The following is a 23,899-nucleotide window of genomic DNA, read 5'->3' as shown; positions in this document are numbered from 1 at the left end:
GCAATCCCCCCACAGCCATGTGTTCGCATGCCTGTGCGGGATTGTTCCCTCAAGCAACCATTTCAACTCAGTCCTAAATATCGGAAAAATATCAACAGGCTTTAGAGCCTTCTAATCGCAAATAAATCCATTGAAAGAGGGGAAAAATGAAGAAAACTTTAAAACTATTGAGTTGTATAGCTTTGTTAAGTGTCACTGGATGTGTTAACCAAATTTCTTCACTTTCTCCAACATTATGGAGACAGAAAATACTCTTAGAATGTGGAGTACCGGACCTTGATAAGGTTGTGGCGCTAGATTTGAATCAATTTGCTAGTATTGAAATTTGTATGGGGCAATCAGGTTTTCGTCCTAGCTTTACAATACAAGAATGGTGTGAGAACCATAAATCAGACAACCTTCCCATATGTCGTCCTGGTGCTGTCATGCTTCAGCGCAGTGTTGAGAGACGCTTAAAGAGCCCTTATTGTAAAAGACATAAAAATGCACTTGAATGCCAACCTTAAGTGTTGCTGTTGATGGAGAGTACAATCCCCACAGCCATGTGTTCGCATGCCTGTGCGGGATTATTCCTTCCATTTCATTAAATCTGGAAGAAGAAAAGCAGCATTTGCAAGAAGGTTCTGATGGCAAGGTTCATGTGTCCTTTAATGGCATCTTTACTCCACCAGAAGAGGCGGCTGTTTATGCGGTTCAAAATGCGAAGGATCAAAAAGCAAGAGTGTTTCAGAAGAAGCCAAGAGATTAGCGGAGCAAGCAAAACAGTCATCAGGAACAGCTCTTACCGCCTCTACAGAGGCGAAGAAACTTGCCTCTGGAGCGGATGACCTCAGTCAATGAGATCAGACAAGTAGTGGATGAAGCGAAAAGTGTTGCGGAAACGGGGGCTCTACAGCCAATATAGCCAAACGAACAGGGGATGAGGCGAAGACGACAGCAGAAGCGGCTAAAAGTGCAGCGCAAACGGCAACAGGGAAGGCAGAACAGGCACAGCAGGATACAGCAGCGGCAAGCCGAATAGCCAATGAAGCAAAGGTAGCAGCAGAACAGGCGACGCGTATTGAGAGGCAAGCAGCGCAAGTGGTCGTTAGGTTATGAAGCCAAAGATGAAGCAGGCAAAGCCAAGCAAGAAGCTAATAACGCAAAGACTATAGCAGAATAGCAAAGATGGCAGCCGAAGAAGCCAAGAGAACAGCAGGAAGTGCGCAAACCTTAGAGTATCAAGCCAAGGATGAAGCAAATAAAGCCAAGCAACTAGCCAATACTGCGAAGTCGACAGCAGAGAGTGCGAAAAGCCTTTCTGAACAAACAAAACAGTCTTTAAATACGATAAGGCAAGAGCTTAGTGGTATCAAGACTTCTTTAGCAACAACAACAGCTAATTCTGCGAAGAGTACAGCAACTGTAGCTCAGACAGAATCTTTTCAGGCAAAAGCACTAGCAAAAGAAATAAACGATTTACTTCAAAATTCTCATTTAACCTCTCTTTCATTATCCCCCCCCTTTCTTGTTGCGACAGGGGCAAAACAGCTCACGTTGAAGAAAGGAACACATATACCTTTTCCGCTACAAAATGGTATCTTAACTTTCACTTATAAGGCAGATAAAGTCATCAACATTTCGTCCTCTCTTTCCCCTGGTAAAGATTATTATCTTTATTTGGTACCTGATCAGAATGAGTCTTACAAAATTGTTTTATCAGAAAACGCGACCTATCCGAATGGTTACACAGTGCAGAATTCAAAAAAGATAGGAGGGTTTCATACGCTTTGTGCGGATGTTGGAACGATTTCTGGTCATCGCTTGTCAGGGTATAGAGCTGGAACTATTTTGCCCAACTCTGTTTGGTGTCTCAATCACCGCTCGCATAGTTCTCCTGAAGGAATGGTTTATGACCCGTCACAAGATATTTGGGTAGATATTTATCTCCAATCTGGAACGGGCGAATATACCCGTTCTGCTTATGCTGTTCCTATCACCACAAATCGTTCTTATATCGAGCATGTTTCAGATATGCAGCGTGTTAGGAAGTCTTTACTCAGTGATGAGGAATTTGCTTTTGCGATGTATGGGAGTAACGAAAAGACCAGTATAGAGGGAAAGAAGGTACCTTTGTTGAGACATTCTGGTGGTCATGTGGATACGGCCAATCGTCGTATGATTTCGCATATTGGTTGTGAGGATGGGTGCGGTTATCTTTGGCAATTTTTAGGGGCAACTTTTCCCCGACAAGCTTTGTTTTTTATAGGAGCAAGGCAGCAGTTAAAGACTGATATTAATGTTTTGGTTGGAGGAGGAAGCTGGTCACACGATGGGCGGAGTGGTTCCTATTATCGACAGGCTATCTATTCTCGAGTTTCTAAGAATGAGGTTGTAGGGGCGCGTGGACGGAGTAAACCGCGTCCGTTTTGTTTAGGAGAAAAAGATGAAAAATTATCCGGAGCATTTAAATAGCAAACAAGATTATCTGAACATGCTTGCTTTTGATAAGGCTGAAACGGTAAGGAGGTTAGAGGGTCTTTTAGCGACGCGTTTTTATTGGGTTGCGATCAAAGAGCTTGGAGAGGATGAAGAGGGGGTGGAGGATGACAAGCATATGGTTTTTGTGTCTAAGGAAATACCGGTTGATTTTGATAAAGATTTTGTCGAAAAGCGCTATCAATATGAATTACGGGAAAGCGAATATGCGCCGATATTTGGTCTTGGCTTTAGTATTGAAGAAGTAGAGCGATTGATTAAAGACAATAAGGACTAAAGCCGTTATCAAAACAGACATCATTTTTTAGGCAGCCTCACTTTTGTGAGGCTTTTTTTATGGAGGATCAGATGAGAAGGATATCGCAAGAAGGTCTAGCCCTGATTAAACAATGGGAAGGGTTACGGTTAGAGGCTTATAGAGATATAGGGGGTATTTGGACCATAGGTTATGGTCATACCAGTGAAGCGGGTCCACCGATTGTCAAGAAAGGGATGTATGTTACGAAAGAGCAAGCGGAAGCAATTCTTTGTGAAGACTTAAAACAATATGAGAAAGCGGTAGAACAATCGGTGAAGGTTTGCTTAACGGATGCACAATTCGCGGCATTAGTGTCGTTTTGTTATAATGTAGGAACGAAAGCCTTTTGCAAATCGACCTTGTTAAAAAAGCTTAATCAAGGAGATTATGAATCCGTACCAGTGGAATTACAGAAATGGAATAAGGTAGGAGGGAAAGCTCTCAAAGGTCTTGTCAATCGTAGAGCAGCAGAGGCGGGGTTATGGGCAAAAGGGTCTTATGTATCCTCTAACACTCAAAGAGTAGAAACAAAAAATACAACGGGTCTTCTCAAAATAGAAGCAATAGCACCGGTTATAGGTTCTTGCTCTGGTCTTGGGGGGTTCTTAGTTGGCAATGGTCCTGTTCAATGGGCGTTTGCTGGTCTTATGGTTTTAGCCGCCTGTACGGGCATTGTGATTGTGTTCAAACGGTTTAAGGAGCAGCGTTTGTGATTTTTTGGTTGAAAAGACATCTGTCTCTTGTGATGACGGCTTTAGCCGTTTTTTTTATAGCTTTAGCCAAAGCTTTTCACCTTGGTAAGAAATCCGAACAGCACAAGCAAACAGAGTATGCTTTAAAGACCGCCATAACACGGCTTGAGGTTGAAAATGAAGTTAATCAAAAAAGTGATAGTGGTGTGCGCTCTTCTCTTTCTCGTTGGATGCGCGACAAATAGGTCTGTTTCTTGTGTTGGTTGGTTGCCCATTTATTTGGATAAGCAAGATATTGAAGTCATCAGTCCTAACCTAGCAAGAGATATTTTGAAACATAATCAACAAGGAGCACAGGTATGTGGTTGGAGACATGACAAGAAAGCGAAGTAATAAAGAGCAAGAGCTTACAGGGAGAGAACAACAGTTACTTCATGAGATGATCACTGCTTACCAAGGTTTGAAAATGATGTCACGCATTATGAAGTGGATAGTATTTTTTCTCTTTTTACTTGTCATTGATCTTGCCCGCCTTATGGAGGCGCTGGATAACATTCTCACACATTTGAAAAGGTGGCTAACAAAAAGTTAGAATTTTTTTAGTTATATTAGTGCTTAAACAGGTCAGAATGTGTCCCTGTCCGAATAAGATGTAATTTGTCACCTTCAATCCGATAAATTAGCAACCAATCTGGTTCAATATGACTATCATGACAACCCGCCTAATCACCTTTTAGTGGGTGAGCGCAATAATGTCTTGGCAATGACCTTCCCTCGATCAGCAAGCTTAATAATGTACGCAGTTTCTTCATATTCTTACCGCATTTTTCCGCCTTGCGCACGTCACGTTTGAATTGTCCTGAACGAACAGGAATCAGCATATTAGATTCCTAAGTCCTTAAATAAGGCATCAGCGTCTTTAAATATCTTACCTTTACCCTCATCTACTTCCTTTATAGCTTTGCGTGTGATACGATTAGGTACTTTAATATCAAAAGGCAAACAACCTTCTTCAGCTACACGCAAGAATGTTATGCGGATAAGATCTGATGCGCTTAACCCCATACGTTCCAAGGTGATCATTGCTTGTTTTTTCATTTCAGTAGGAATGCGAGCACGAACAACAGAATCAGCTTTCATAATGTCCTCCAATGTATTAATCTCTATTACATTGTAGCCACATTATAGCTTCAAGTCAATTTCTAAAATTAGAGACCATCTGGTCATCTGGTACAGCAAAAAAATACCTCGAAAAGAAGTCTTGATTTGTAATAATTGAGGAAATCTCAAAAATATTTGCTAGAATCACAAGAAATATTTGTTCTCTAACAGGACTTTTGGGATGGTTACACCTTTTGGAAAAATTTTACGCAAACTTCGCATTGATCACTCAGAGCGCCTCTTAGATATGTCTAAGAAATTAGGTGTGTCTATAGCCTTTTTATCTTCTGTTGAGATTGGCAAGAAATCTGTACCGGTTGGTATGGAAGAAAAGATCATAGAGCTTTATGATTTAGATCGAGATATGGCTTCTCTGTTAAGAAAAGAAGCCAATATGTGTCGTAAGAGTTTCACAATCAACCCCTCTACTCAGTTGCAACAGGAAACTGTTGTTGCATTTATGAGACTTTTAGACGGGTTACACCAAGAGGCTTTAGCAGACTTCAAACAAACATTAGAAACATTGTGCGAAGCATACCTTGTAGAGGAATGTTAGAAAATCCTATTCCCTAACCTTTATTTCAGTTCCCCTCACCCTTAAAAAAAATATTATAAATCAATAACTTATTTGTAATATAAAAGCATATGGTGCCCCCAGAGAGACTCGAACTCCCGACCCCCTGATTACAAATCAGGTGCTCTACCAACTGAGCTATAAGGGCATAACCACACAAGGGTTAGCACAAACTTATAAAAAGGAAAATAGAAAATTATTAGTTTTCGTACATATTTTTAAAGAGCTTATATCATAAATTATAAAATAATCGCTTCTTTATTTTCTTACTATCATTTATAGCAGCATTATATACTAGTATATCATTTCCGTATTGAGTCTTCATAAAAGAGCTGATGAAAACTCCGCATTTTATGATTGCATCACGAATCTGAAGAGGACAATTGATTAGAAAGATATTTCTCTAGCCAGTGAATATTGTAATTACCCTCTGCAATATCTTGATTGTTAATGAGATCGCGAAAGAGAGGTAATGTAGTTTTGATTCCATCAATGACAAACTCATCTAATGCACGCCGTAAACGCATCATGCATTCTAAACGGGTACGTCCATGAACAATCAGTTTTCCAATCATACTATCGTAATAAGGAGGAATGCGGTAACCTGAATAAGCACCTGAATCAACACGTATTCCTAAACCTCCTGGTGTATGAAAATGTGTAATGATTCCTGGTGATGGTGTAAAGCTAATAGGATCTTCCGCATTAATACGGCATTCAATAGCATGACCAGAAAAGCAGATATCCTCTTGTGCAACTGAAAGTCTACAACCCGATGCAATATGAATTTGTTCATGGACTAAATCTATGCCAGTAATCGCTTCAGTTACAGGATGCTCAACTTGTAAACGCGTATTCATCTCAATAAAATAAAATTCACCATTTTCATAAAGAAACTCAATGGTACCCGCTCCACGATATCCTAGTTGTGCACAGGCATTTGCAACAATATCACCAATTTTCTTCCGTTCAGTTTCATTAAGTGCAGGTGAAGTTGCCTCTTCCCATATTTTTTGATGACGCCGTTGCAATGAACAATCGCGTTCTCCTAAATGAATGGCATTCCCAGCTCCATCACCTATAACTTGAATTTCAATATGGCGTGGCTTTTCTAAATATTTTTCAATATAAACGGCATCATCACCAAAAGCTGCTGCTGCTTCTGAGCGGGTTGTTTCAAGAGCTATAGCAAACTCTTGTTCAGAACGGACCACTTTCATACCGCGTCCGCCACCGCCGGCAGAAGCTTTAATAATAACGGGATAACCAATTTCATGAGCAATACGCAAAGCTTCTTCTTCTTCAGTGATTGCTCCCTCTGAACCAGGGACTATAGGAATTCCAAGTTTTTTAGCAGTTTTCTTTGCTTCAATTTTGTCTCCCATAATGCGAATATGCGCAGCCGTTGGGCCGATGAATGTAATCTTATGGGCTTCCAGAACATCTGCAAATTTTGCATTCTCAGAAAGAAAACCATAACCTGGGTGAACAGCATCAGCACTTGTGATCTCACAGGCAGCGATAATTTGTTGAATATTTAAATAGGAATCGCGAACTGGAGGAGGTCCAATACAAACACTTTCGTCAGCAAGACGAACATGCATTGCATCAGCGTCAGCAGTTGAGTGAACGGCTACAGTTTTTATTCCAAGCTCTTTACAAGCGCGCAAAACGCGAAGAGCAATTTCTCCCCGATTCGCAATGAGGATTTTTCGAATCATAGCTATTTCTCACCTTATTCAACAACAATAAGCGGTTCACCAAACTCAACGGGTTGGCCATCTTTAACAAAAATAGTAGTCACCGTACCTGAACGTGGTGACGGAATTTGATTCATCGTTTTCATTGCTTCAATGATAAGTAAAGTTTGTCCTTCAGAAACATTTTGCCCTATCTCTACGAAAGGTTGTGCACCTGGTGAAGGTGCAAGATAGGCTGTACCAACCATTGGAGATGTCACCGAGTTTTTTGATTTGTCTTCTGATTTAGGCGCCTCATCTTCTGGTTTTTCAATTGTTGGGGCTTTTGGAGAAGCTACAGAAATAGTAGGTGTAGAAACAGGAGCATAGATTGTTTGTTCGGGAACGGCTGAGATGTTTTGACGTGATACACAAATACGAAGTCCGCCTTGTTCAAGTTCAATATTGGTTAAATTTGTGTCATTCAAAATTTCAGCAAGATCGCGGATAATGTTCGTATCAATTGCGGTTTGTTTTGCCGCATCCGTTTTTTTTGTTGCCATTTTATTTCTAACTCCTTGATCAATGAAGATCGTCATTATTTAATTCTTTATGACTGAATATCTCTAGACTACGGATGACCTTTTTTGAGGATTCTATAAAAACTATATTTTTGTAATTTTCAATTAGTGTTTACTATGCAAAATTGCACTTATAAGCTTGTTGTCAAAAAAGAGAAAGCATAAAATCATTTAACTTAGGGTATTTTAAAAGATAATGAAGTAAAGAAAGAACGTTCACTGCATATTTTCTATGGCTTCTTTGAGAGTTTCTTCACTCACAGCTCCGATGAGTAATTTATTACCGATGATATAAGAAGGTGTTCCCATAATATTCAGTGTAGTGGCAATTTGAATATTTTTTTTAAAAGCATTTTTTATGCGAGTATCTTTTATTGCATCACGCAATTTTTTTTCATCTGCTCCTAGTGAAATTGCTATTTTTATAGCTTTAATTTCATTTGCACGATTCCGATGTGTTAAAAGCTCTTTATAAAACTGAGGATATTTCTCTGGAAATTGTTTCCGAAAAGCATAGGCAACAACATGTGCTGCCATAGAATCAGATCCTAAAACTGGTAAATCTTTGATAATAACCCGTAGGTCTGGATATTCTTTTATTAAGTTTTCTATATATGGATAGGAAATTTTACAATATCCACAATTGTAATCAAAGAAATCAACCAGTACTCTTTTACCGTTTGGATTTCCTAAAACAGCATCATGGGGGGATTGAAAAATTTCCTTTTTCAATGATTTGATAACTGAAGCTTGTTTTTTAGCATCCTGCGCACTCTGCTCTTCTAGCTTTTCCTGAAGAATAAGCTGCATTTCAATCATAATTTCTGGATGAGTGAGGAGATAATCTCTTACAATTTTTTGAATATCGTGATTATCAATAGGTGGTGTAATTTTTTCTCTAAGTTTAGATAAAAAGGTAGAATCTTCCAGAAGTTTTGTTTTAAGACTTTCTAATGTTTTTTCGCTTGATTTTGCGTTTGAGAGAGAAAGTGAACATAGCAAAATACTCACAATAAATGTCATTGAAAATTTTGTAGTGAGCTTTGTTTTTAGATATTGAGGTTGAAAGGTCATCTCTATGGCTTCATATTTTTGTGAAATTATCCAAACTATATGAAAAATATTGCCTCTGTGCAACAAAGCATTTAACTACAATGGGAATCTCATTACTCTTAGAGAAGACAGAATTTTTTTCTGTAAGGAGGTCTTATATATAATGCGCGCTTTGCGATGATGATATTTTGAGACGCTAAAGATTTTTCTATCAAATGTTGTTTTTATCATCTGATGATATCAGGGGTATTTTTGCATATTGACTGTGGAACAAAGTAGATTAACAATTCGATTGAGAGCATTTGTATTGACTTTTTTCTGTTATTTTATTGAGCAAAGGGGAACAAATTAAATTGAATGATGAAAAGTGAAATTATGGAAACCACAGCGCATTATGACCTTTTTATTATTGGTGGAGGGATAAACGGCTGTGGCTTAGCAAGAGATGCGGCGGGACGGGGTTTTAGAGTGGGATTAGCCGAAATGAACGATCTTGCGTCTGGGACTTCAAGTGCATCGACAAAGCTTGTTCATGGCGGTCTTCGTTATCTTGAACATTATGAATTCAGACTTGTTCGTGAAGCACTGAAAGAACGCGAGATCATTTGGCGTATAGCTCCGCATATTGTGCGTCCTTTGCGTTTTCTTCTTCCTTATCATAAAAAATTACGCCCTGCTTGGATGTTGCGTTTTGGGCTTTTCATTTATGATTATTTAGGTAACTGGAATCAGAAATTATGGCGGAGTAAAACGGTTAATTTTTCAAAGAATTTTTGCTCTGTACTTAAGGAACAATATCATAAAGGTTTTGAATATTCTGATGCAAGGGTAGATGATGCTCGTTTAGTGATTGCAAATGCTCGTGATGCACAAAAGCAGGGGGCCGATATAAAAGTACGGACAGAAGTTCTCTCTTTAAAGTTAAAGAGAGAAGAGAAAAAATGGCTTATAGTTCTTCGAGATAAATTAAGCGGTAAAGAGTCTTGCATCACGGCTTCTTACGTTGCAAATATGACAGGTCCTTGGATTAATCATATTTTGTCAAATGTATTAGACTTTAAAGAGAATTCACCAGTAAGACTCGTCAGAGGATCTCATATTCTAGTTCCCAAGCTTTATGCTCATGATCGTGCTTATATTTTTCAAAACGGGGATGGGCGTATTTTGTTCGCCATTCCGTATCAGGAAGAATTTACATTGCTTGGAACAACTGATTGTGATTATCAGGGAGACCCTGCTGATGTTGATATTACTGATACAGAGATTGACTATATCTGCACAGCAGCGAGTGAATATTTTATCCAACCAATATTGCGTGAGAGCATTGTCTGGACTTACTCTGGTGTGCGTCCACTCTATGACGATGGAGCTTCAAAAGCACAAGAAATCACACGTGATTATGTTTTAAAAGAAGTGGGTACAGAAAATACGCCGCGCATTCTTAATCTTTATGGCGGTAAGATTACAACTTATCGCAAATTAGCTGAAGATGCGATGAAATTTGTTGAAAAAGCGCTTGGTAAAAGAGGAAAACCGTGGACAGCTAACGCAACGCTTCCTGGAGGTGATTTTCCATATAATAAGCTCGATACAATTGAAAATAAGATTGCTCTTTTAGTTCCAGATTTAGATGCTTTTACATATCGCAGACTCGCAAGATCTTATGGTTGCGAAGCGTTGATGATATTTGCAAATGGGAAAGCAGATAAAGGAAAGAATTTTGGGCATGGACTTTATGAAATAGAAGTAAAGTGGCTCATAGAAAAGGAATGGGCTAAAACGTGTGAAGATGTGTTATGGCGCCGTTCAAAACTTGGACTTTTGTTTAACAAAGAAGAAGTGGATATTCTTGCCGCCTATATGCAAGGAATAAAAGATAGTGAACAAAATTTATGATTATTGAGTTTTTACAGAGTTTATTGAGCTTTATTGTAACATTTATTTGTGCATTAAATTAAAAAACTCTGAAAAAGCATGATGATATTGATCATAAAACACTTTGATTTATTTTTATAAAATATAAATCTCTTAGAGAACGTTTTATAACCTTTAAAAGGTAAGATGAGTGGAAAAATCTCACTCAGAGAGGTTTTTTATTGTTTTTAAAAAGGTTTTAGATCAGTTAAAAAAAACGATTAGAGAGAGTATTTTTCTACCTTCAATTGATGGCAAAGAGATAATAAAATTTTCTGTAAAATAGAGAAAAGCAGATATTGATATGTATAAATGGGAACTCTTAAGAATGAGACGAGGGGTGCTCCTGTGATATTTTATAGTTCTCCATCATCAATAAAATTTGCAATAGCACCAATGTTGGGATGGACAGATCGACATTGCAGATTTTTTTACCGCCTTTTAACCAAAAAGGCATTGCTTTATACAGAAATGATTGTAGCCGATGCTGTAATCCATGGTGTTCGTGAAAAACTTTTAGCTTTGAATCATGAAGAACATCCAATTGCGTTGCAATTAGGGGGATCAGATCCACAAAAATTAGCAGAGGCGGCGCGCATTGCAGAAGATTTTGGTTATGATGAGATAAATCTGAATGTTGGTTGTCCATCAAATCGCGTTCAATCTGGCACATTTGGTGCTTGTTTGATGTTATATCCTGACATTGTGGCAAGTATTGTGGAAGCAATAAAACGGGCGGTTACACTCCCTGTAACTGTAAAATGTCGCATTGGGGTGGATGATCAAGATGAAGAATTTGCTTTAGATCTTTTAGCTGATAAAGTTTGGAATGCGGGATGTGATGCACTCTGGGTACATGCGCGTAAAGCATGGTTAAAAGGATTAAGTCCAAAGGAAAACCGTGATATTCCTCCACTTAATTATGAAAGAGTTTATAAATTAAAACGAAAATATCATAATAAATTCATTGGAATAAATGGGGGAATTAAATCAATTGATGAGATAAAAGAGCATTTGACGCTGTGTGATGCTGCTATGATTGGGCGACAAGTCTATCATGATCCAGCTTTCTTAAAGTCTATTGATTCTGAAATATATGGTGAACAGCAGAGTGATCTTAGAGATAGTGATCTTATTGAGGCCATGTGTAATTATGCTGCTCAACATATCGCGTCAGGAGGACTGCTTTCTCATGTAACACGTCATATGATTGGTTTATTTCATGGTCGCAATGGCGCACGTCGATGGAGGCGAATATTATCAAATAATGCAAGAGAAAGAGATGCAAGTGTCGATGTTTTGAAAGAGGCTTTTTCTGCTCTCATTTGACAACGATTTTATCAGATAAACAAATATAAAAGATTAAATTTACTAAAGTTTTTAAAATAATCCAGAGTTATGAATTTCAGTCCTTCTTCTTTATTGTGGAGAGGATTCCAATGCCAATCTGAAAGGAAAGAGAAAAACTTTACCCTTTATTGTTTTTATTCCTATGAATACATACAGCTACCGATTTTAAATGCCTTTCAAAATTATGTAGGAATTTGGTGAGATGATTGAATTTTGTTTGACTGGAGAAGGTCTTGATTATCTCCTGTTTTTGTTCCAAGGTTTGGTGCTTATGATTTTTTTTACAAAAAACAAAATGTTGATCAATGTTCACACAATATAGAAATAGGTTAAAGACTTCGTATAAAATTAAGATCAGATAGTGAGGATTGTTTATTTGTAGATCAATAAAAACAGTCATTTAACACAAAAAAATCGTTCACAATATTTAATAAGTTCAAAAGGTTTTTAAAAAACAACAAATTATTCATATCCTGTTTATATGACAAGATTTTAATTACGCATTATAGATTTGAAAAGGTGTTTTTCTTCATGAGCGTCAGTCCGTTTGATGATTTTCGTGCTTTACTCACAAATTTACCAATTGCTGATGAGTTTTCTATAATTTTGGCAAAAAAACGGCAAGAAAGTTTAACAAAGGAACAAGGATCGCTGGGAAAATTGGGAGAGATAGCGATCTGGTATGCCGGATGGAGAGGTACAGAGAAACCTCTTGTAACGCGGCCTTTAGTGGCTATTTTTTCTGGGAATCATGGCATTATTGAAGAGAATGTTACACCATTTCCGCAATCTATGACACAAAAGAGGGTACAAAATTTTGCAGTTGGAGGGGCTGCTATCAATCAAATTTGTATAGCTTATGATCTTGGGTTGAAGATATTTGACCTAGCATTGGAATATCCAACAATGAATATTACCAAAGATGCTGCAATGGATCAGCGCAGCGCTGCTGCTACAATGGCATTTGGGATGGAATCCATCGCTGGTGGAACAGATCTCTTATGTATCGGTGAAATGGGGGTTGGCAATTCGACGATAGCTTCAGCTTTATGTTTAGCATTGTTTGGTGGAGAAGTGGAAGAATGGATAGGAAGTGGTATAGAAATTGAGGAGAAATTTTATCAGCGAAAAGTAGCTGCCGTGGAAACTGCTGTTTCTTTACATAAGCATCGTTTTAATGATCCTTTTGACATAATGCGTTGTCTAGGAGGGCGTGAAATTGCTGCAATTGTAGGTGCAATTTTAGCTGCTAGAATGGAAAAGATACCAGTTATTTTGGATGGTTTTGTGGCAACGACAGCAGCAGCAGTGCTTTATAAAGTGAATCCATGTGCTCTTGATCATACCCTTGTTGGACATGTTTCCTCTGAGCCAGCACATCGCAGACTTTTAGAAAAAATTGGCAAAGAACCGCTCTTAGATCTGAAGATGCGTCTTGGCGAAGGAACAGGTGCGGCTCTAGCAGCTGGTATTGTTAAGGCTGCTGTTTTAACCCATGCCCAAACGGCTGTATGCGAACAAGAAGCTTTGACCGTTTAAGAATGATGGCAATCTTATCAAAATCAAAAAATCTTTAAGAATTTTGTTCGCTTGTTTTGTCGTGCAGTTTTATATAATTGAGTGGTAGTTCCGTAGTGTATTTAATCTGTTCCATTGCAAAAGAAGAGGAAACATCACGGATGTCAATTTTAGCAATTAATTTCTTGTAAAAAAGATCATAAGCTTCAATATCGGGAACGACAACACGCAATAAATAGTCAATGTCTCCACTCATTCGATAAAATTCAATCACTTCACGAAATTCTTGCACAACTTTTGAAAAGCGCTTAAACCATTCATGGCTGTGTGTATTTGTACGAATAGAAACAAAAACAGTGACATGTGCGTTTACTTTTTCTGGAGAAAGGACGGCAACACGGCGTTGAATAACACCATCTTCTTCAAGTTTTTGAATTCTACGCCAACAAGGAGTGGTAGAAAGTCCTACTTTTTTAGCGATGTCAGCGACAGAGAGTGTTGCATTTTCTTGCAAAAGATGTAAAATTTTTCGATCAAGACGATCCATATTTTTTCTCAATATTCAGTTTATAAAAATTTACGCACTAAACTGCGTAGGGACACAATAAGTTCATCATTAAACCATGGATTTTTTTGTAACCAAGAAGTATTTCGCCATGATGGATGGGGCAAAGGCATGACGTTATAGCCTCGAGGTTGACGTACGGAAAGAATGTTTTTCCAATCACTAACGGTTGCTGAGACAGTTTTATGTTTCAGCTTTGCAATATGCCATTTTTGCGCATAACTTCCAATAGCAAGGACAAGTTTTATTTGTGGCATAGCTTGAAAGACCTTTTCATGCCATATCTCTCGGCATTCACGCCTTGGTGGTAAGTCAGATTTGTTTTGATCATAACCTGGAAAACAAAATCCCATAGGTACAATAGCAAAGAGAGATTTATTATAAAATTCATCCTTTGTTACATTAAGCCAATGGCGTAATCTTTCGCCAGAACGATCATTAAAAGGAATAGAACTCTCATGAACACGTAACCCTGGTGCTTGCCCTGCAATTGCAATCAAAGCCGTCTTGGATAAATAAACTACCGGTTTTGGTTCATGTGGAAGAGGGGGAAGATAACGAGGATTCTTGAAACAAACACGACAGAAATAAATCTTTTTTTCAAGTTTGTTAATTTGATCACATTGTTGTTTTTTCATTGATAAATAGAAAATTAAAAATGTTGTCCTAAAAAGAAAATATGTTTTTTATTCTGGTCGAGGATGTGCTTTTCGCCATTTTCTCGGGTTTTGGAAATTTGAGTGCCATATTCCTTTTTTTTTCTTTCTGGCTTCTTGTTCCTCTTGAGGGTAATCATAATAACTCAAAGCCCAGCCATTTTGTACCATCGTTGCATTGATGTTGTTAACTTGCTTTGTTTTACATGTTGCAAGAATACGGCTATATTTATCCTTTTTATACCAATGACATGTAACAGGCTTATTTGCTATAAGTTGTTCTAAGTGTTTTTTGGCTTCAAGTCCACATGGGTAGCGTTCTTTTTTTGTACCACAAAATTGTTTCATCTCAGGTGCGTCAATTCCTGCAAGCCGGATCATAACAGAAGAAACCACAAGTGAATCGCCATCAATGATTAATGCATTTCCCTCGATAGGAGGGGTGGAAATTAAAGACGCTTTCTGAGGGTGTTTTTTAGTATATTCAATGTAAACTGTTACAATGATAAAAATACTAACAGCAATAAAAATGCTGGAACTCATAATCTTGAGATTAAAACTGTTTAGACCAAAATGAGAACTTTTTTTTTCATGAAATCAAAAAACTATGGTTACAACACGCTTAATTTAGAAAGGATTGACTTATAACGTCTTCAACAAAATTCAATTATTTCCATAAAATTAATATATTAATCAATTATATTGCAGCAGTCACAAGAGAAATAGTGTAAATCAATCATTTAATTTTCGTTTCTTTAAATTCAACGTGCTTTTTCACAATTGGATCATACTTACGCTTGCTCATTTTATCTGTCATTGTACGACTGTTTTTTTTCGTTACATAGAAAAAACCAGTATCTGCAGTTGACAAAAGCTTGATCTTAATGGTTGCTGCCTTGGCCATAATGAAGAGTCCTATTTATACTGAAAATTATATCATTTCTCTGTTAAAGTCTATTTCTGATGCAATCAGATTTCCGGCAACACTACGGATGTTGTAAAAAAAGTCAAGAGCTGATTAATTTTCTCCTGTGTTGAATAAGCATCAAAATGCTCTATAAATTAAAAAATAAGTTATTGTAGTTCAAAAAACTGGCTTTAAGATATCTATCCTTTGGCCTATAAAATTTGCTCCGATGAGTATTCTGATCTGATAGTAGAAAATAAAAGCAGAATTGACAATAGAAAATTCGTTTTCTTAAGGCATGCTGTTCATGCTGTAAGTTTGATACTGTAAAGGTTAGTAAAATGCTAGCGAGGAAAAAGAGAGAAAAATCGCAATTCATTGCTGTCTGAGTATTATGATGTTATGAAAATTTTAAATTCTTTTTTCTGGATTTTTGTAAAGCTTAAAATACGCCCCTCATATGGGAAGAGTGCTGATACTTTGTATAATCATTCATTGCGGTTAGGGATTAAGAGTGAATATTACCAAGCACAGATGTTGTCACAAAAATAAGGCTGCCTTGTTTTATTATATGATGCGATGGATTAAAGTGAATTATTACCAGTGAATGTTCCCATTGACAGTACTACAAAAAATATTGCCATCGGTTGAGATAGGAATGAAAACATAAAGATAAATAGCACATATGAGCTGTCTTTAAATTTGAAGATTAATTTTCAAGCCACAAAAATTGGCATGATAGCAAATATAAAAGCCGTATAGGAGAAAAAAGCTCTAAATTCTTGGTTCTTCTTTTTGCTAGCAGTATACATCTATCGCAAATCATAAGTGCTCCTATAAGAACACAAATATCAATTAACAGACTACATTTTTAAAGTGATGCGCAACTGTTGATTTAAAATTTTGACAGAATAAACACAATTATCATGGTAAAATACAATATAAATTTTATAATAAACCAAACCCATATTGCTTGAAAAAATAGATCCTAGAAAACTTAAAAAGTTCATAATGCAATGATTGCAGCCAAGAAATGTTTTGATTTCTAAAGTTTTTATCATGAGAATAGCTTATTTTACTTTTTTCATGAAGCTTAGGAAAAGCTGACTTTAAAGTTAAGAGAAAGTCAATTTATCCATTGCAGATTTTTCAAATCCTTTTAAATTATTTCAAATTTTTACAGGGTTGTTATTGATCAGAAATAAATATACGGTCCCACATAAGCAAGAGAGATATTTGCATAATAAAAATCATACAATGCAATGAATCTTACATAACATTTCAGTTTTAAAATATATTTATCTTATTATTTTATAATAATATTTTATTTAAATTAATAACACTGTAATTGTCTCTCATAAGATTTTTTATCTTTTTAGAGTACAATGAAAATTGTCGTGATGATTTTAATTTTTACGTATTTTCTTGGTTTTTATCTGATATTATGATTACGCTTTCGTTTTTTCGCTATAAATTTGTTTTTATGATAGGATGCAGATGAAAAAGCTATTGGGCGAGGGTCTGTTAAGAGTTCAAAGCATAAAGCGCCAGCAAAAGGCTGTACTTTTATAAGCTTCACTTCTACTATATCACTGAGTTGGTAGCCTTTATGGCTCCGTTTTCCTACCAAAGTATGTTGTACTTCATCGAAATAATAATAATCATTTTTGAGTGTAGAAATAGGTACAAAACCATCTGTATTGAGTGTGTCAAGTGAGATAAAAAGCCCTGCTTTTGTCACTCCAGAAACACGACCTGTAAAGGTGTGACCAATTTTATTGGTTAAATAATGGGCAACAAGCCTATCAACTGTCTCCCTTTCAGCCACCATTGCTCGGCGTTCATAGAGAGAGATTTGTGTGGCGATTTCTGCAAGATTTTTTTCTTGTGTCTCTGTTAATTGGTCATTCCCGAGCTTTAGAGCTTTAATGAGTGCTCGATGAATGATCAGATCAGCATAACGACGAATTGGTGATGTAAAATGTGTATAGTTATGTAAATTCAAACCAAAATGTCCGATATTTTGGGGGGCATATTCTGCTTGAGATTGTGTACGTAAAATAACCTGATTGACCAATTCCTGTTGTTGGGTATTCTTAACTTTTTCTAAAATTCTATTAAGGCGTGCTGATGTCAGTTCTGCGCCTCGAGAGAGTGATAAACCCAAACTTTGAAGAAAACTCCGTAGTATTTCTTGTTTTGCAAGAGAGGGCTTTTCATGAATTCGATAGATGAGGGGCTGACGATATTCTTTTAATATTTCAGAAGCGGCAATATTAGCTTGTATCATGAATTCTTCAATCAAACGGTGTGCTTCTAGCTGTTTTTGTATCATAACATCTTTGATACATCCATTTTGATCAAGAATAATTTTTTTTCTGCTATTTCTAATTCTAGCGGTTGTCGACGATTTCGCGCAATTTTAAGGCTTTCATAAGCTTTCCACAATGGTTGTAAAACGTCTTCGAAAAGAGGAGCTGTCTTTTCATTTATATTTTCCTCCATTGTTGACTGTACTTCTTGATAAGAGAGGTTCGCTCTTATACACACCATAACACGATGAAAACTATGTTTTTGTTTATGACCATTTGCATCAAAAATCATACGAACTGCTAAAGCTGGTCTTTCTTTTCCTTCACGCAGAGAACATAAATTATTAGAAATACGTTCTGGAAGCATTGGCACAACGGTATCGGGAAAATAAACAGAATTCCCTCGCTTCAATGCTTCTTTGTCTAAAGCGCTTCCTGTTTTGACATAGTATGAAACATCTGCGATTGCGACGACAATAATCCAACCGCCACTATTTGCAGGATCTTTATCCTTTGTTGCATAAACTGCATCATCATGATCTTTTGCATCTGGTGGATCAATCGTAATAAGTGGTAATTGTCGCCAATCTTCACGATTTTCTATGCTGGCAGGTTTTACATTTCTGACTTGCTTAAGAACATCTTCGGGAAAAATATAAGGAATTCCTTTTGATAGAAGAGCAATCATTGAAAGTGTTTTTTCACTCTCAATATGTCCTAAAACATTTTTTATTTTTGCACTCTTCAGCCCATAGCCAGTATTTTTTTTAATTTCGACTTCAACGAAATCACCAGATTGTACATGAATTTCTGAAGACGTCTCAATAATCAATTCGCTCGTTTTGCGCTCTATAGGCTCAAGGCGCCATTGGCCATTTCCTAACTGTCGTATAATGCCAAAGGCGCTTTTGGGTGAGACATCAATTTTACGAATAATTTTTCCTGTATAAGGAGGGCTTTGAGGCGTTTTATTTCGAAAAATTTTTACAAGAATATGGTCTCCAACACCAACATTTATTCCTTTTATACGGTGAAAAGGGAGTATTTCAATTTTTGGTTTTGGGTCGTTTTTCCACTCAAGGGGTTGTGCAATAAAACTACCATCTTTATCACGTGCAGTAATTTTTAAAATAGCAACCGCTGGCAATTGTTCTTTATTTCCTGCCTTTTTACGCTCCTTTGGTTCTAAACTCTGATTTTTCAGATCACGCAATATATCTCTTAACCAAATACGAGAGTCACTTTTTAAATTAAAAGCTTTCGCTATTTCACGTTTACTTGATCGACTAGGGTTCTCATTCATAAAGGAAAGAATTTCTGCTTTATTAGGCAGCCGTTCCAAGTTCAGCGGTTGGAAATATTGTGTTTTCTTTTCACCTTTAGCCAAAATTTATGTCTCTTTTGTTTTAGAAGAAGCTCTTTTTGAAGTTGCTTTTTTACCGGATGCTTTAGCGGATATGAGTTCTAATGCCTCTGCAAGAGTTACATTAAGGGGATCTTTATCTTTTGGCAATGTTACATTAATTTTGCCCCAATTAACATAGGGACCATAGCGTCCATTGCGTACGGTGACAGTTCCTCCATCTGGGTGGTCTCCTAATGTTGCCAGCGCTACAGTTGTTGTTCTGCTCCGCTTTGTTTTATTTTCTTGTTTTTCAGCAAGGACTGTAACAGCGCGATTGATGCCAATATCAAAAACTTCATCTGCATTGAGAAGGGGAGCATATTTTCCATCATGCATAAGGTAAGGGCCATACCGGCCAATTGTTGCAGTGATTATTGTGCCGGTTTCAGGATGAATACCAATTTCACGGGGGAGAGATATTAAAGCCAAAGCTTTATCAAGAGTCACTTTTTCTGCTTGCCATTCTTTGGGTAATCCTGCGCGTTTTGCTCCTTTATTTTCACCAAGTTGAATATAGGGACCAAAACGGCCATTACGAAGAGAGATGTCTTTTCCTGTTTGAGGGTCGATTCCAAGCATAACTGGTTCATCATTCCGTATAGCTTCGTTTTCTTCTCCTGGATCTGTGCCAAGTTGGCGTGTATATTTACATTCGGGATAATGAGAACAGCCAACAAATGCACCATAACGCCCTAGTTTTAATGATAACTGGCCGTTTGTACACAGAGGACAGGAACGGACATCACTTCCGTCTTCACGCACAGGAAAAGCAAGAGGTGCTAATGTGACATTCAAAACGTCAAGAACATTTGTTATACGCAATTCTTGGATATTGGTAATAGAGGCATTAAATCCATCCCAAAAATCGCGCAACACGTCTTTCCAAGAAAGTTTTCCATCCGATATAAGGTCCAGTTTTTCCTCGAGATCTGCAGTAAAACCGTATTCTACATAGCGATTAAAGAAATTTTCCAGAAAGGCTGTCACAATACGTCCTTTAACATCAGGAATAAGTTTTCGTTTATCAATGATGATATAGCCACGATCAGATAATGTTGCCAATGTGGATGCATAGGTTGAAGGACGACCTATTCCTAACTCTTCAAGCTTTTTAATTAAGGAAGCTTCAGAATAACGGGGAGGGGGCTCAGTGGTATGTTGTATGGCTTCAACCTTTTCTTTTGTAAGTTCTTCACCGGTATTCATTTGGGGCAGACGTGTTGTTTCATTTTCTTCACTGTTTTCTTCCTGTCGTTGATCAGTGTAGACAGAAATGAAACCATCAAAACGAACAACAGAACCTGTTGCACGTAGATTTGCGTGATTTTTCCCTTGCTGTGCTTCAATTTCAACCGTTGTGCGTTCAATTTCAGCAGAACGCATTTGGCTTGCAATAGCGCGTTTCCATATCAGTTCATAGAGTTTTGCCTGATCGCTGTCGAGAAAATTACGTACTTGATTAGGAGTACGTTGAAAATCGGTTGGACGGATGGCTTCATGTGCTTCCTGTGCATTTTTTGCTTTTGTTGAATAAAAACGCGGTTTTTCAGGAATATAATCACTGCCAAAAGATTCATGAATCACTTTTCGTGCTGAATCTATAGCTTCTGGTGCTATTTGCACACCATCGGTACGCATATAGGTAATAAGCCCTGCCATTTCACCATTAATTTCAACACCTTCATAGAGCTTTTGAGCGATTTGCATGGTGCGAGAAGCTGAAAAACCTAGTTTTGAAGAAGCCGCTTGTTGTAAAGTAGATGTTGTAAACGGAGGAAAAGGATTTCTCTTTGTAGGCTTTGCTTCAACACTGAGTATATGATATTTTGCTTGCTCCAACATAAGGCGAATTTGATCGGCTTGTTCTTGAGAATGAATGTCAAGTTTGCCAATCTTCCTTTGATTAAACATTGTTAGTTTTGCCTGAAAACAATCATTTCGGATGGTTTTCAGGTCTGTTGTAATGGACCAATAATCTTCCTTGATAAAATGCTCTATTTCTGATTCACGATCACAAATAATACGCAGGGCAACCGATTGAACACGCCCAGCTGAACGTGCTCCGGGAAGTTTACGCCATAAAACAGGTGAGAGTGTAAAACCAACCAGATAATCGAGAGCACGACGTGCAAGATAAGCATCTACAAGTGATGTATCAATATCACGTGGATTATTCATCGCATCAAGCACAGATTTTTTGGTGATCGCATTAAATACAACACGTTTAACAGGTTTATCCTTTAAAACTTTTTTTTGACGAAGAACATCTAAAATATGCCATGAAATAGCTTCTCCTTCACGATCAGGGTCCGTTGCTAAGATAAGACTATCGGCTTCTTTGACTGCTTTTGCTATTTCATTTAAACGTTTAGCGGCAGCAGAATCTACATCCCATTTCATAGAAAAGTCTTGATCAGGTAGAACGGAACCATCTTTTGCAGGCAAATCACGAACATGTCCAAATGATGCTACGACTTTATATTGAGACCCAAGATACTTATTAATTGTTTTTGCTTTTGCTGGAGATTCAACGATAACGATATTCATAATTTTACCCGAATGTTGAAATAAAAAACTTTTTTATAAACTTCTTTTACAGGAATAGCCAATGGCAATTGGTTAAGAACACATAAAAAACATTAATATTATACAGCTTGTGATTGTTATTGTTAAAATACACCCTATATGGAATTACACGATTTATTTTCCACGGTTAATACAAAAACATAAGACGAAATACTAAGATAAGCGTCTATTGAGAGGTGGGGAGAGTACTCAAGGATAGAAGATTATGTTTATAAATCATTTAAAAATTATCCAATATATTACAGATATGTCAAAACAAATGAACCAGATGGCGCGTCAAGCGCGAAGTCCTCTTTTAGCATTACTTTTGGATATGGCTGCTAAAGAAGGGCAGAGTATTATTAATAGTGCAGAGGTTCTTGGAGAGGATCAAAATTCGACAATGACACATAACCACCAGAGTGTCGAATAAGCTTTCCAGCAAGTTCGAGTTCAACCAATAAAAGGTAGAGTTTTGAGAGAGGAACACCTGAATGGGTGCTCAGTGTGTCTAAATCAATGGGTGTTGTTGAGAGTGCACAGAGAACAGCGAGGCGTTCTTTTTCATCTCCAATGCAAGAGGGGATGCTCTCTTTTTCATCAGGTGAATTAAAAGAGTCCTTTTCAAGTTGCAGAGAATTTGCTTCTTCAAAGAAATTCATTTGAGGATTTGTGGGCGTTGGAATGAGTGGTGTAAGTGTTTCTACAATATCCGAAGGATGTGTGGTGAGCAAAGCACCATCCTTGATGAGGTTGTTTGTACCAACCGATCTTGGATCAAGTGGAGAACCGGGAATAGCAAAGGTCAATCTTCCCATTTCAGCAGCCTGACGCGCAGTAATAAGGGATCCTGACCGCAGCGCTGCCTCTACAACCAAGAGTCCAAGTGAGAGACCTGCAATAATACGATTTCTTCTTGGAAAATCGATAGCGCGTGGTTTCCATCCAATGGGCATTTCACTGATAATTGCTCCACCATTTGCGATAATATCTTCATGAAGTTTTTTGTTTTCTGGGGGATAAATATGATCAACTCCACCAGCCATTACTGCAACTGTGCCTGTTTGTAGACTTGCTTGATGTGCAATGCTATCAATTCCACGAGCGAGTCCAGAAATAATTGTAAAACCAGCGTTTCCAAGAGAATGAGCAAATTGAGCAGCCAGTTTTTTGCCAGCTGCCGAAGCATTTCGAGAGCCCACAATTCCAACAGAAGATTGTTCAAAAACTGAAACATTGCCTTTTATAGCAATAAGCGGTGGTGATGCTTCTATAACCTTAAGAAAGGCTGGATAATCTGGTTCTCCTATACCAACAAACCGAATACCTAATCTTTCGGCTTTTTGCATTTCTTTTTCTGCGTCTTCTAATGTTGCTATTCGGATGGATGTTGCAAGACCACCCTTTCTACTAAGCTCAGGAAGGGCAGCCAAAGCGTTTTCCGCTGTTTTATAATGATCAATGAGATTGCGAAAACTCACTGCTCCAATATTTTCGCTCCGCAACAATCGTAACCAATTTAGGCGTTGACGATCAGTGAGCAAAATCCCTTTATTTATCCCCGCTTTGCGTCCCAATTTTGCTTTCTTTCCCAACTAACAATCTATTGATATTTGCATGATGCTTTATCATCACCAAGAGGCTCATAATTGTTAGTATACAATGGGCATAAAGATAAGGATAGGAAAAATAGACAAATATTGGAGTGATAATAACAGCAATGAGTGCAGATAATGAAGAGTAGCGTGTAATGAGAAAAAACACTATCCATGAAGTGATAAAAACAATCGCTGCTGGCCAATAGAACCCTAAGCACACACCTAGATAGGTAGCAACCCCCTTACCTCCTTTAAATTTAAGCCATAAAGGGAAAAGATGTCCCAAAAAGGCAAAAAAACCACCGAGAAAAACAATGCTGCTATTTTCTATCGGATCAGCTAAAAATTTTATAATGAGAATAACAAGAGTTCCCTTTAATATATCACAAAGAAGTGTCAGAGCAGCAATCTTTTTATTTCCTGTTCGTAAAACATTTGTCGCTCCAATATTTCCGGAACCAATTGTTCTTACATCGCCAAGTTTGGCCAATTTTGTCAAAAGAAGACCAAATGGGATAGACCCAATGAGATAAGATATCAGAAAGATAAACCATGTAGTAAACTGAAAAAGTGTTTCACCTTCATGCATTAAA

Annotated in this window: 23 protein-coding genes, 1 tRNA gene and 2 pseudogenes; 12 read left to right on the top strand and 14 right to left on the bottom strand. The window is 37.5% G+C overall.

Features of this window, described 5'->3' with window-relative positions; translation table 11 throughout:
- The first annotated feature begins 146 nt into the window (after positions 1 to 146).
- From BN200_RS06985 to BN200_RS06950, 7 genes are all read left to right on the top strand, one after another.
- Entirely contained in the window at positions 147 to 506 is a 360-nt protein-coding gene (locus tag BN200_RS06985) for a hypothetical protein (RefSeq protein ID WP_019221830.1), read from the top strand.
- The gene (locus BN200_RS09760; RefSeq protein ID WP_019221829.1) at positions 494 to 748 is read left to right on the top strand and encodes a hypothetical protein; all 255 of its coding nucleotides are present in this window, start codon (positions 494 to 496) and stop codon (positions 746 to 748) included. The genes BN200_RS06985 and BN200_RS09760 overlap by 13 nt, the downstream gene beginning before the upstream one ends.
- A gap of 419 nt (positions 749 to 1,167) precedes the next feature.
- Positions 1,168 to 2,454, top strand: a complete 1,287-nt coding sequence (locus BN200_RS06970) for a phage major tropism determinant (RefSeq protein WP_019221827.1) — start codon at positions 1,168 to 1,170, stop codon at positions 2,452 to 2,454.
- Complete coding sequence (locus BN200_RS06965; protein ID WP_019221826.1) at positions 2,426 to 2,755, top strand: hypothetical protein; 330 nt, start codon at positions 2,426 to 2,428, stop codon at positions 2,753 to 2,755. The genes BN200_RS06970 and BN200_RS06965 overlap by 29 nt, the downstream gene beginning before the upstream one ends.
- A 71-nt stretch (positions 2,756 to 2,826) precedes the next feature.
- Entirely contained in the window at positions 2,827 to 3,489 is a 663-nt protein-coding gene (locus BN200_RS06960; protein WP_019221825.1) for a lysozyme, read from the top strand.
- Positions 3,486 to 3,713 carry a hypothetical protein gene (locus BN200_RS06955; protein ID WP_019221824.1) on the top strand — a complete coding sequence of 76 codons (228 nt, stop codon included), beginning with the start codon at positions 3,486 to 3,488 and terminating at the stop codon, positions 3,711 to 3,713. Before BN200_RS06960 ends, BN200_RS06955 begins: the two co-directional genes overlap by 4 nt.
- Positions 3,714 to 3,829: 116 nt before the next feature.
- Complete coding sequence (locus BN200_RS06950; protein ID WP_019221823.1) at positions 3,830 to 4,060, top strand: hypothetical protein; 231 nt, start codon at positions 3,830 to 3,832, stop codon at positions 4,058 to 4,060.
- Positions 4,061 to 4,076: 16 nt separating this feature from the next.
- Here BN200_RS06950 and BN200_RS09750 read toward each other — a convergent pair.
- Together BN200_RS09750 and BN200_RS06945 are read right to left on the bottom strand one after the other, a co-directional pair.
- Positions 4,077 to 4,349, bottom strand: a pseudogene (locus tag BN200_RS09750) (type II toxin-antitoxin system YafQ family toxin).
- 1 nt (position 4,350) lies between these two features.
- Positions 4,351 to 4,608 (bottom strand): type II toxin-antitoxin system RelB/DinJ family antitoxin, encoded by a 258-nt coding sequence (locus BN200_RS06945; RefSeq protein WP_019221822.1) that lies wholly within the window; start codon positions 4,606 to 4,608, stop codon positions 4,351 to 4,353.
- Positions 4,609 to 4,810: 202 nt separating this feature from the next.
- On the opposite strand from BN200_RS06945, the gene BN200_RS06940 reads away from it, so the two are divergent.
- Positions 4,811 to 5,185, top strand: coding sequence for a helix-turn-helix domain-containing protein (locus BN200_RS06940; RefSeq protein WP_019221821.1), 375 nt, complete (start codon positions 4,811 to 4,813; stop codon positions 5,183 to 5,185).
- A 90-nt stretch (positions 5,186 to 5,275) separates the two neighbouring features.
- On the opposite strand, the gene BN200_RS06935 is transcribed toward BN200_RS06940, so the two are convergent.
- The 4 genes from BN200_RS06935 to BN200_RS06920 form a co-directional block, all read right to left on the bottom strand.
- Positions 5,276 to 5,351, bottom strand: a tRNA-Thr gene (locus BN200_RS06935).
- A gap of 214 nt (positions 5,352 to 5,565) precedes the next feature.
- On the bottom strand, positions 5,566 to 6,924 hold the full coding sequence (gene accC, locus BN200_RS06930; RefSeq protein ID WP_019221820.1) for an acetyl-CoA carboxylase biotin carboxylase subunit: 1,359 nt from the start codon (positions 6,922 to 6,924) through the stop codon (positions 5,566 to 5,568).
- Positions 6,925 to 6,938: 14 nt separating this feature from the next.
- Complete coding sequence (gene accB / locus BN200_RS06925) at positions 6,939 to 7,445, bottom strand: acetyl-CoA carboxylase biotin carboxyl carrier protein (RefSeq protein ID WP_034989295.1); 507 nt, start codon at positions 7,443 to 7,445, stop codon at positions 6,939 to 6,941.
- A 234-nt stretch (positions 7,446 to 7,679) separates the two neighbouring features.
- On the bottom strand, positions 7,680 to 8,537 hold the full coding sequence (locus tag BN200_RS06920) for a DsbA family protein (protein ID WP_019221818.1): 858 nt from the start codon (positions 8,535 to 8,537) through the stop codon (positions 7,680 to 7,682).
- A 336-nt stretch (positions 8,538 to 8,873) separates the two neighbouring features.
- Here BN200_RS06920 and glpD point away from each other — a divergent pair, with 336 nt between their 5' ends.
- The 3 genes from glpD (at position 8,874) to cobT (ending at position 13,319) form a co-directional block, all read left to right on the top strand.
- Positions 8,874 to 10,412 (top strand): glycerol-3-phosphate dehydrogenase, encoded by a 1,539-nt coding sequence (gene glpD / locus BN200_RS06915; RefSeq protein ID WP_019221817.1) that lies wholly within the window; start codon positions 8,874 to 8,876, stop codon positions 10,410 to 10,412.
- Between the two features lie 366 nt (positions 10,413 to 10,778).
- Positions 10,779 to 11,759, top strand: coding sequence for a tRNA dihydrouridine(20/20a) synthase DusA (dusA, locus tag BN200_RS06910; RefSeq protein WP_034989293.1), 981 nt, complete (start codon positions 10,779 to 10,781; stop codon positions 11,757 to 11,759).
- 552 nt (positions 11,760 to 12,311) lie between these two features.
- A complete protein-coding gene (gene cobT, locus BN200_RS06905) occupies positions 12,312 to 13,319 on the top strand; it encodes a nicotinate-nucleotide--dimethylbenzimidazole phosphoribosyltransferase (RefSeq protein ID WP_019221814.1) in 1,008 nt (335 codons plus the stop codon).
- Positions 13,320 to 13,353: 34 nt separating this feature from the next.
- On the opposite strand, the gene BN200_RS06900 is transcribed toward cobT, so the two are convergent.
- From BN200_RS06900 to topA, 6 genes and pseudogenes are all read right to left on the bottom strand, one after another.
- The gene (locus BN200_RS06900) at positions 13,354 to 13,845 is read right to left on the bottom strand and encodes an Lrp/AsnC family transcriptional regulator (RefSeq protein ID WP_019221813.1); all 492 of its coding nucleotides are present in this window, start codon (positions 13,843 to 13,845) and stop codon (positions 13,354 to 13,356) included.
- A 20-nt stretch (positions 13,846 to 13,865) separates the two neighbouring features.
- Positions 13,866 to 14,501: a uracil-DNA glycosylase family protein gene (locus BN200_RS06895; protein WP_019221812.1), complete on the bottom strand. Its 636-nt coding sequence runs from the start codon at positions 14,499 to 14,501 to the stop codon at positions 13,866 to 13,868.
- A 48-nt stretch (positions 14,502 to 14,549) separates the two neighbouring features.
- On the bottom strand, positions 14,550 to 15,062 hold the full coding sequence (locus BN200_RS06890) for a thermonuclease family protein (protein ID WP_019221811.1): 513 nt from the start codon (positions 15,060 to 15,062) through the stop codon (positions 14,550 to 14,552).
- A 193-nt stretch (positions 15,063 to 15,255) separates the two neighbouring features.
- Positions 15,256 to 15,423, bottom strand: a complete 168-nt coding sequence (gene rpmG / locus BN200_RS06885) for a 50S ribosomal protein L33 (protein WP_005767215.1) — start codon at positions 15,421 to 15,423, stop codon at positions 15,256 to 15,258.
- 1,435 nt (positions 15,424 to 16,858) lie between these two features.
- Positions 16,859 to 19,125, bottom strand: a pseudogene (gene rnr, locus BN200_RS06875) (ribonuclease R).
- A gap of 3 nt (positions 19,126 to 19,128) precedes the next feature.
- On the bottom strand, positions 19,129 to 21,690 hold the full coding sequence (topA, locus tag BN200_RS06870; RefSeq protein WP_019221809.1) for a type I DNA topoisomerase: 2,562 nt from the start codon (positions 21,688 to 21,690) through the stop codon (positions 19,129 to 19,131).
- A 244-nt stretch (positions 21,691 to 21,934) separates the two neighbouring features.
- Here topA and BN200_RS08860 point away from each other — a divergent pair, with 244 nt between their 5' ends.
- Positions 21,935 to 22,141, top strand: a complete 207-nt coding sequence (locus tag BN200_RS08860) for a hypothetical protein (protein ID WP_081585548.1) — start codon at positions 21,935 to 21,937, stop codon at positions 22,139 to 22,141.
- On the opposite strand, the gene dprA is transcribed toward BN200_RS08860, so the two are convergent.
- Both dprA and plsY read right to left on the bottom strand, forming a co-directional pair.
- Positions 22,071 to 23,285, bottom strand: a complete 1,215-nt coding sequence (dprA, locus tag BN200_RS06865) for a DNA-processing protein DprA (protein ID WP_019221808.1) — start codon at positions 23,283 to 23,285, stop codon at positions 22,071 to 22,073. The two genes, BN200_RS08860 and dprA, sit on opposite strands and share 71 nt — an antisense overlap.
- On the bottom strand, positions 23,260 to 23,895 hold the full coding sequence (gene plsY / locus BN200_RS06860) for a glycerol-3-phosphate 1-O-acyltransferase PlsY (protein WP_019221807.1): 636 nt from the start codon (positions 23,893 to 23,895) through the stop codon (positions 23,260 to 23,262). The genes dprA and plsY overlap by 26 nt, the downstream gene beginning before the upstream one ends.
- Positions 23,896 to 23,899 lie beyond the last annotated feature (4 nt).

The sequence above is a fragment of the Bartonella senegalensis OS02 genome, from assembly GCF_000312545.1.
Lineage (GTDB): Bacteria > Pseudomonadota > Alphaproteobacteria > Rhizobiales > Rhizobiaceae > Bartonella > Bartonella senegalensis.
Note: the sequence above shows the minus strand (reverse complement) of the source record. Positions and strands in the feature narration are given on the sequence as shown.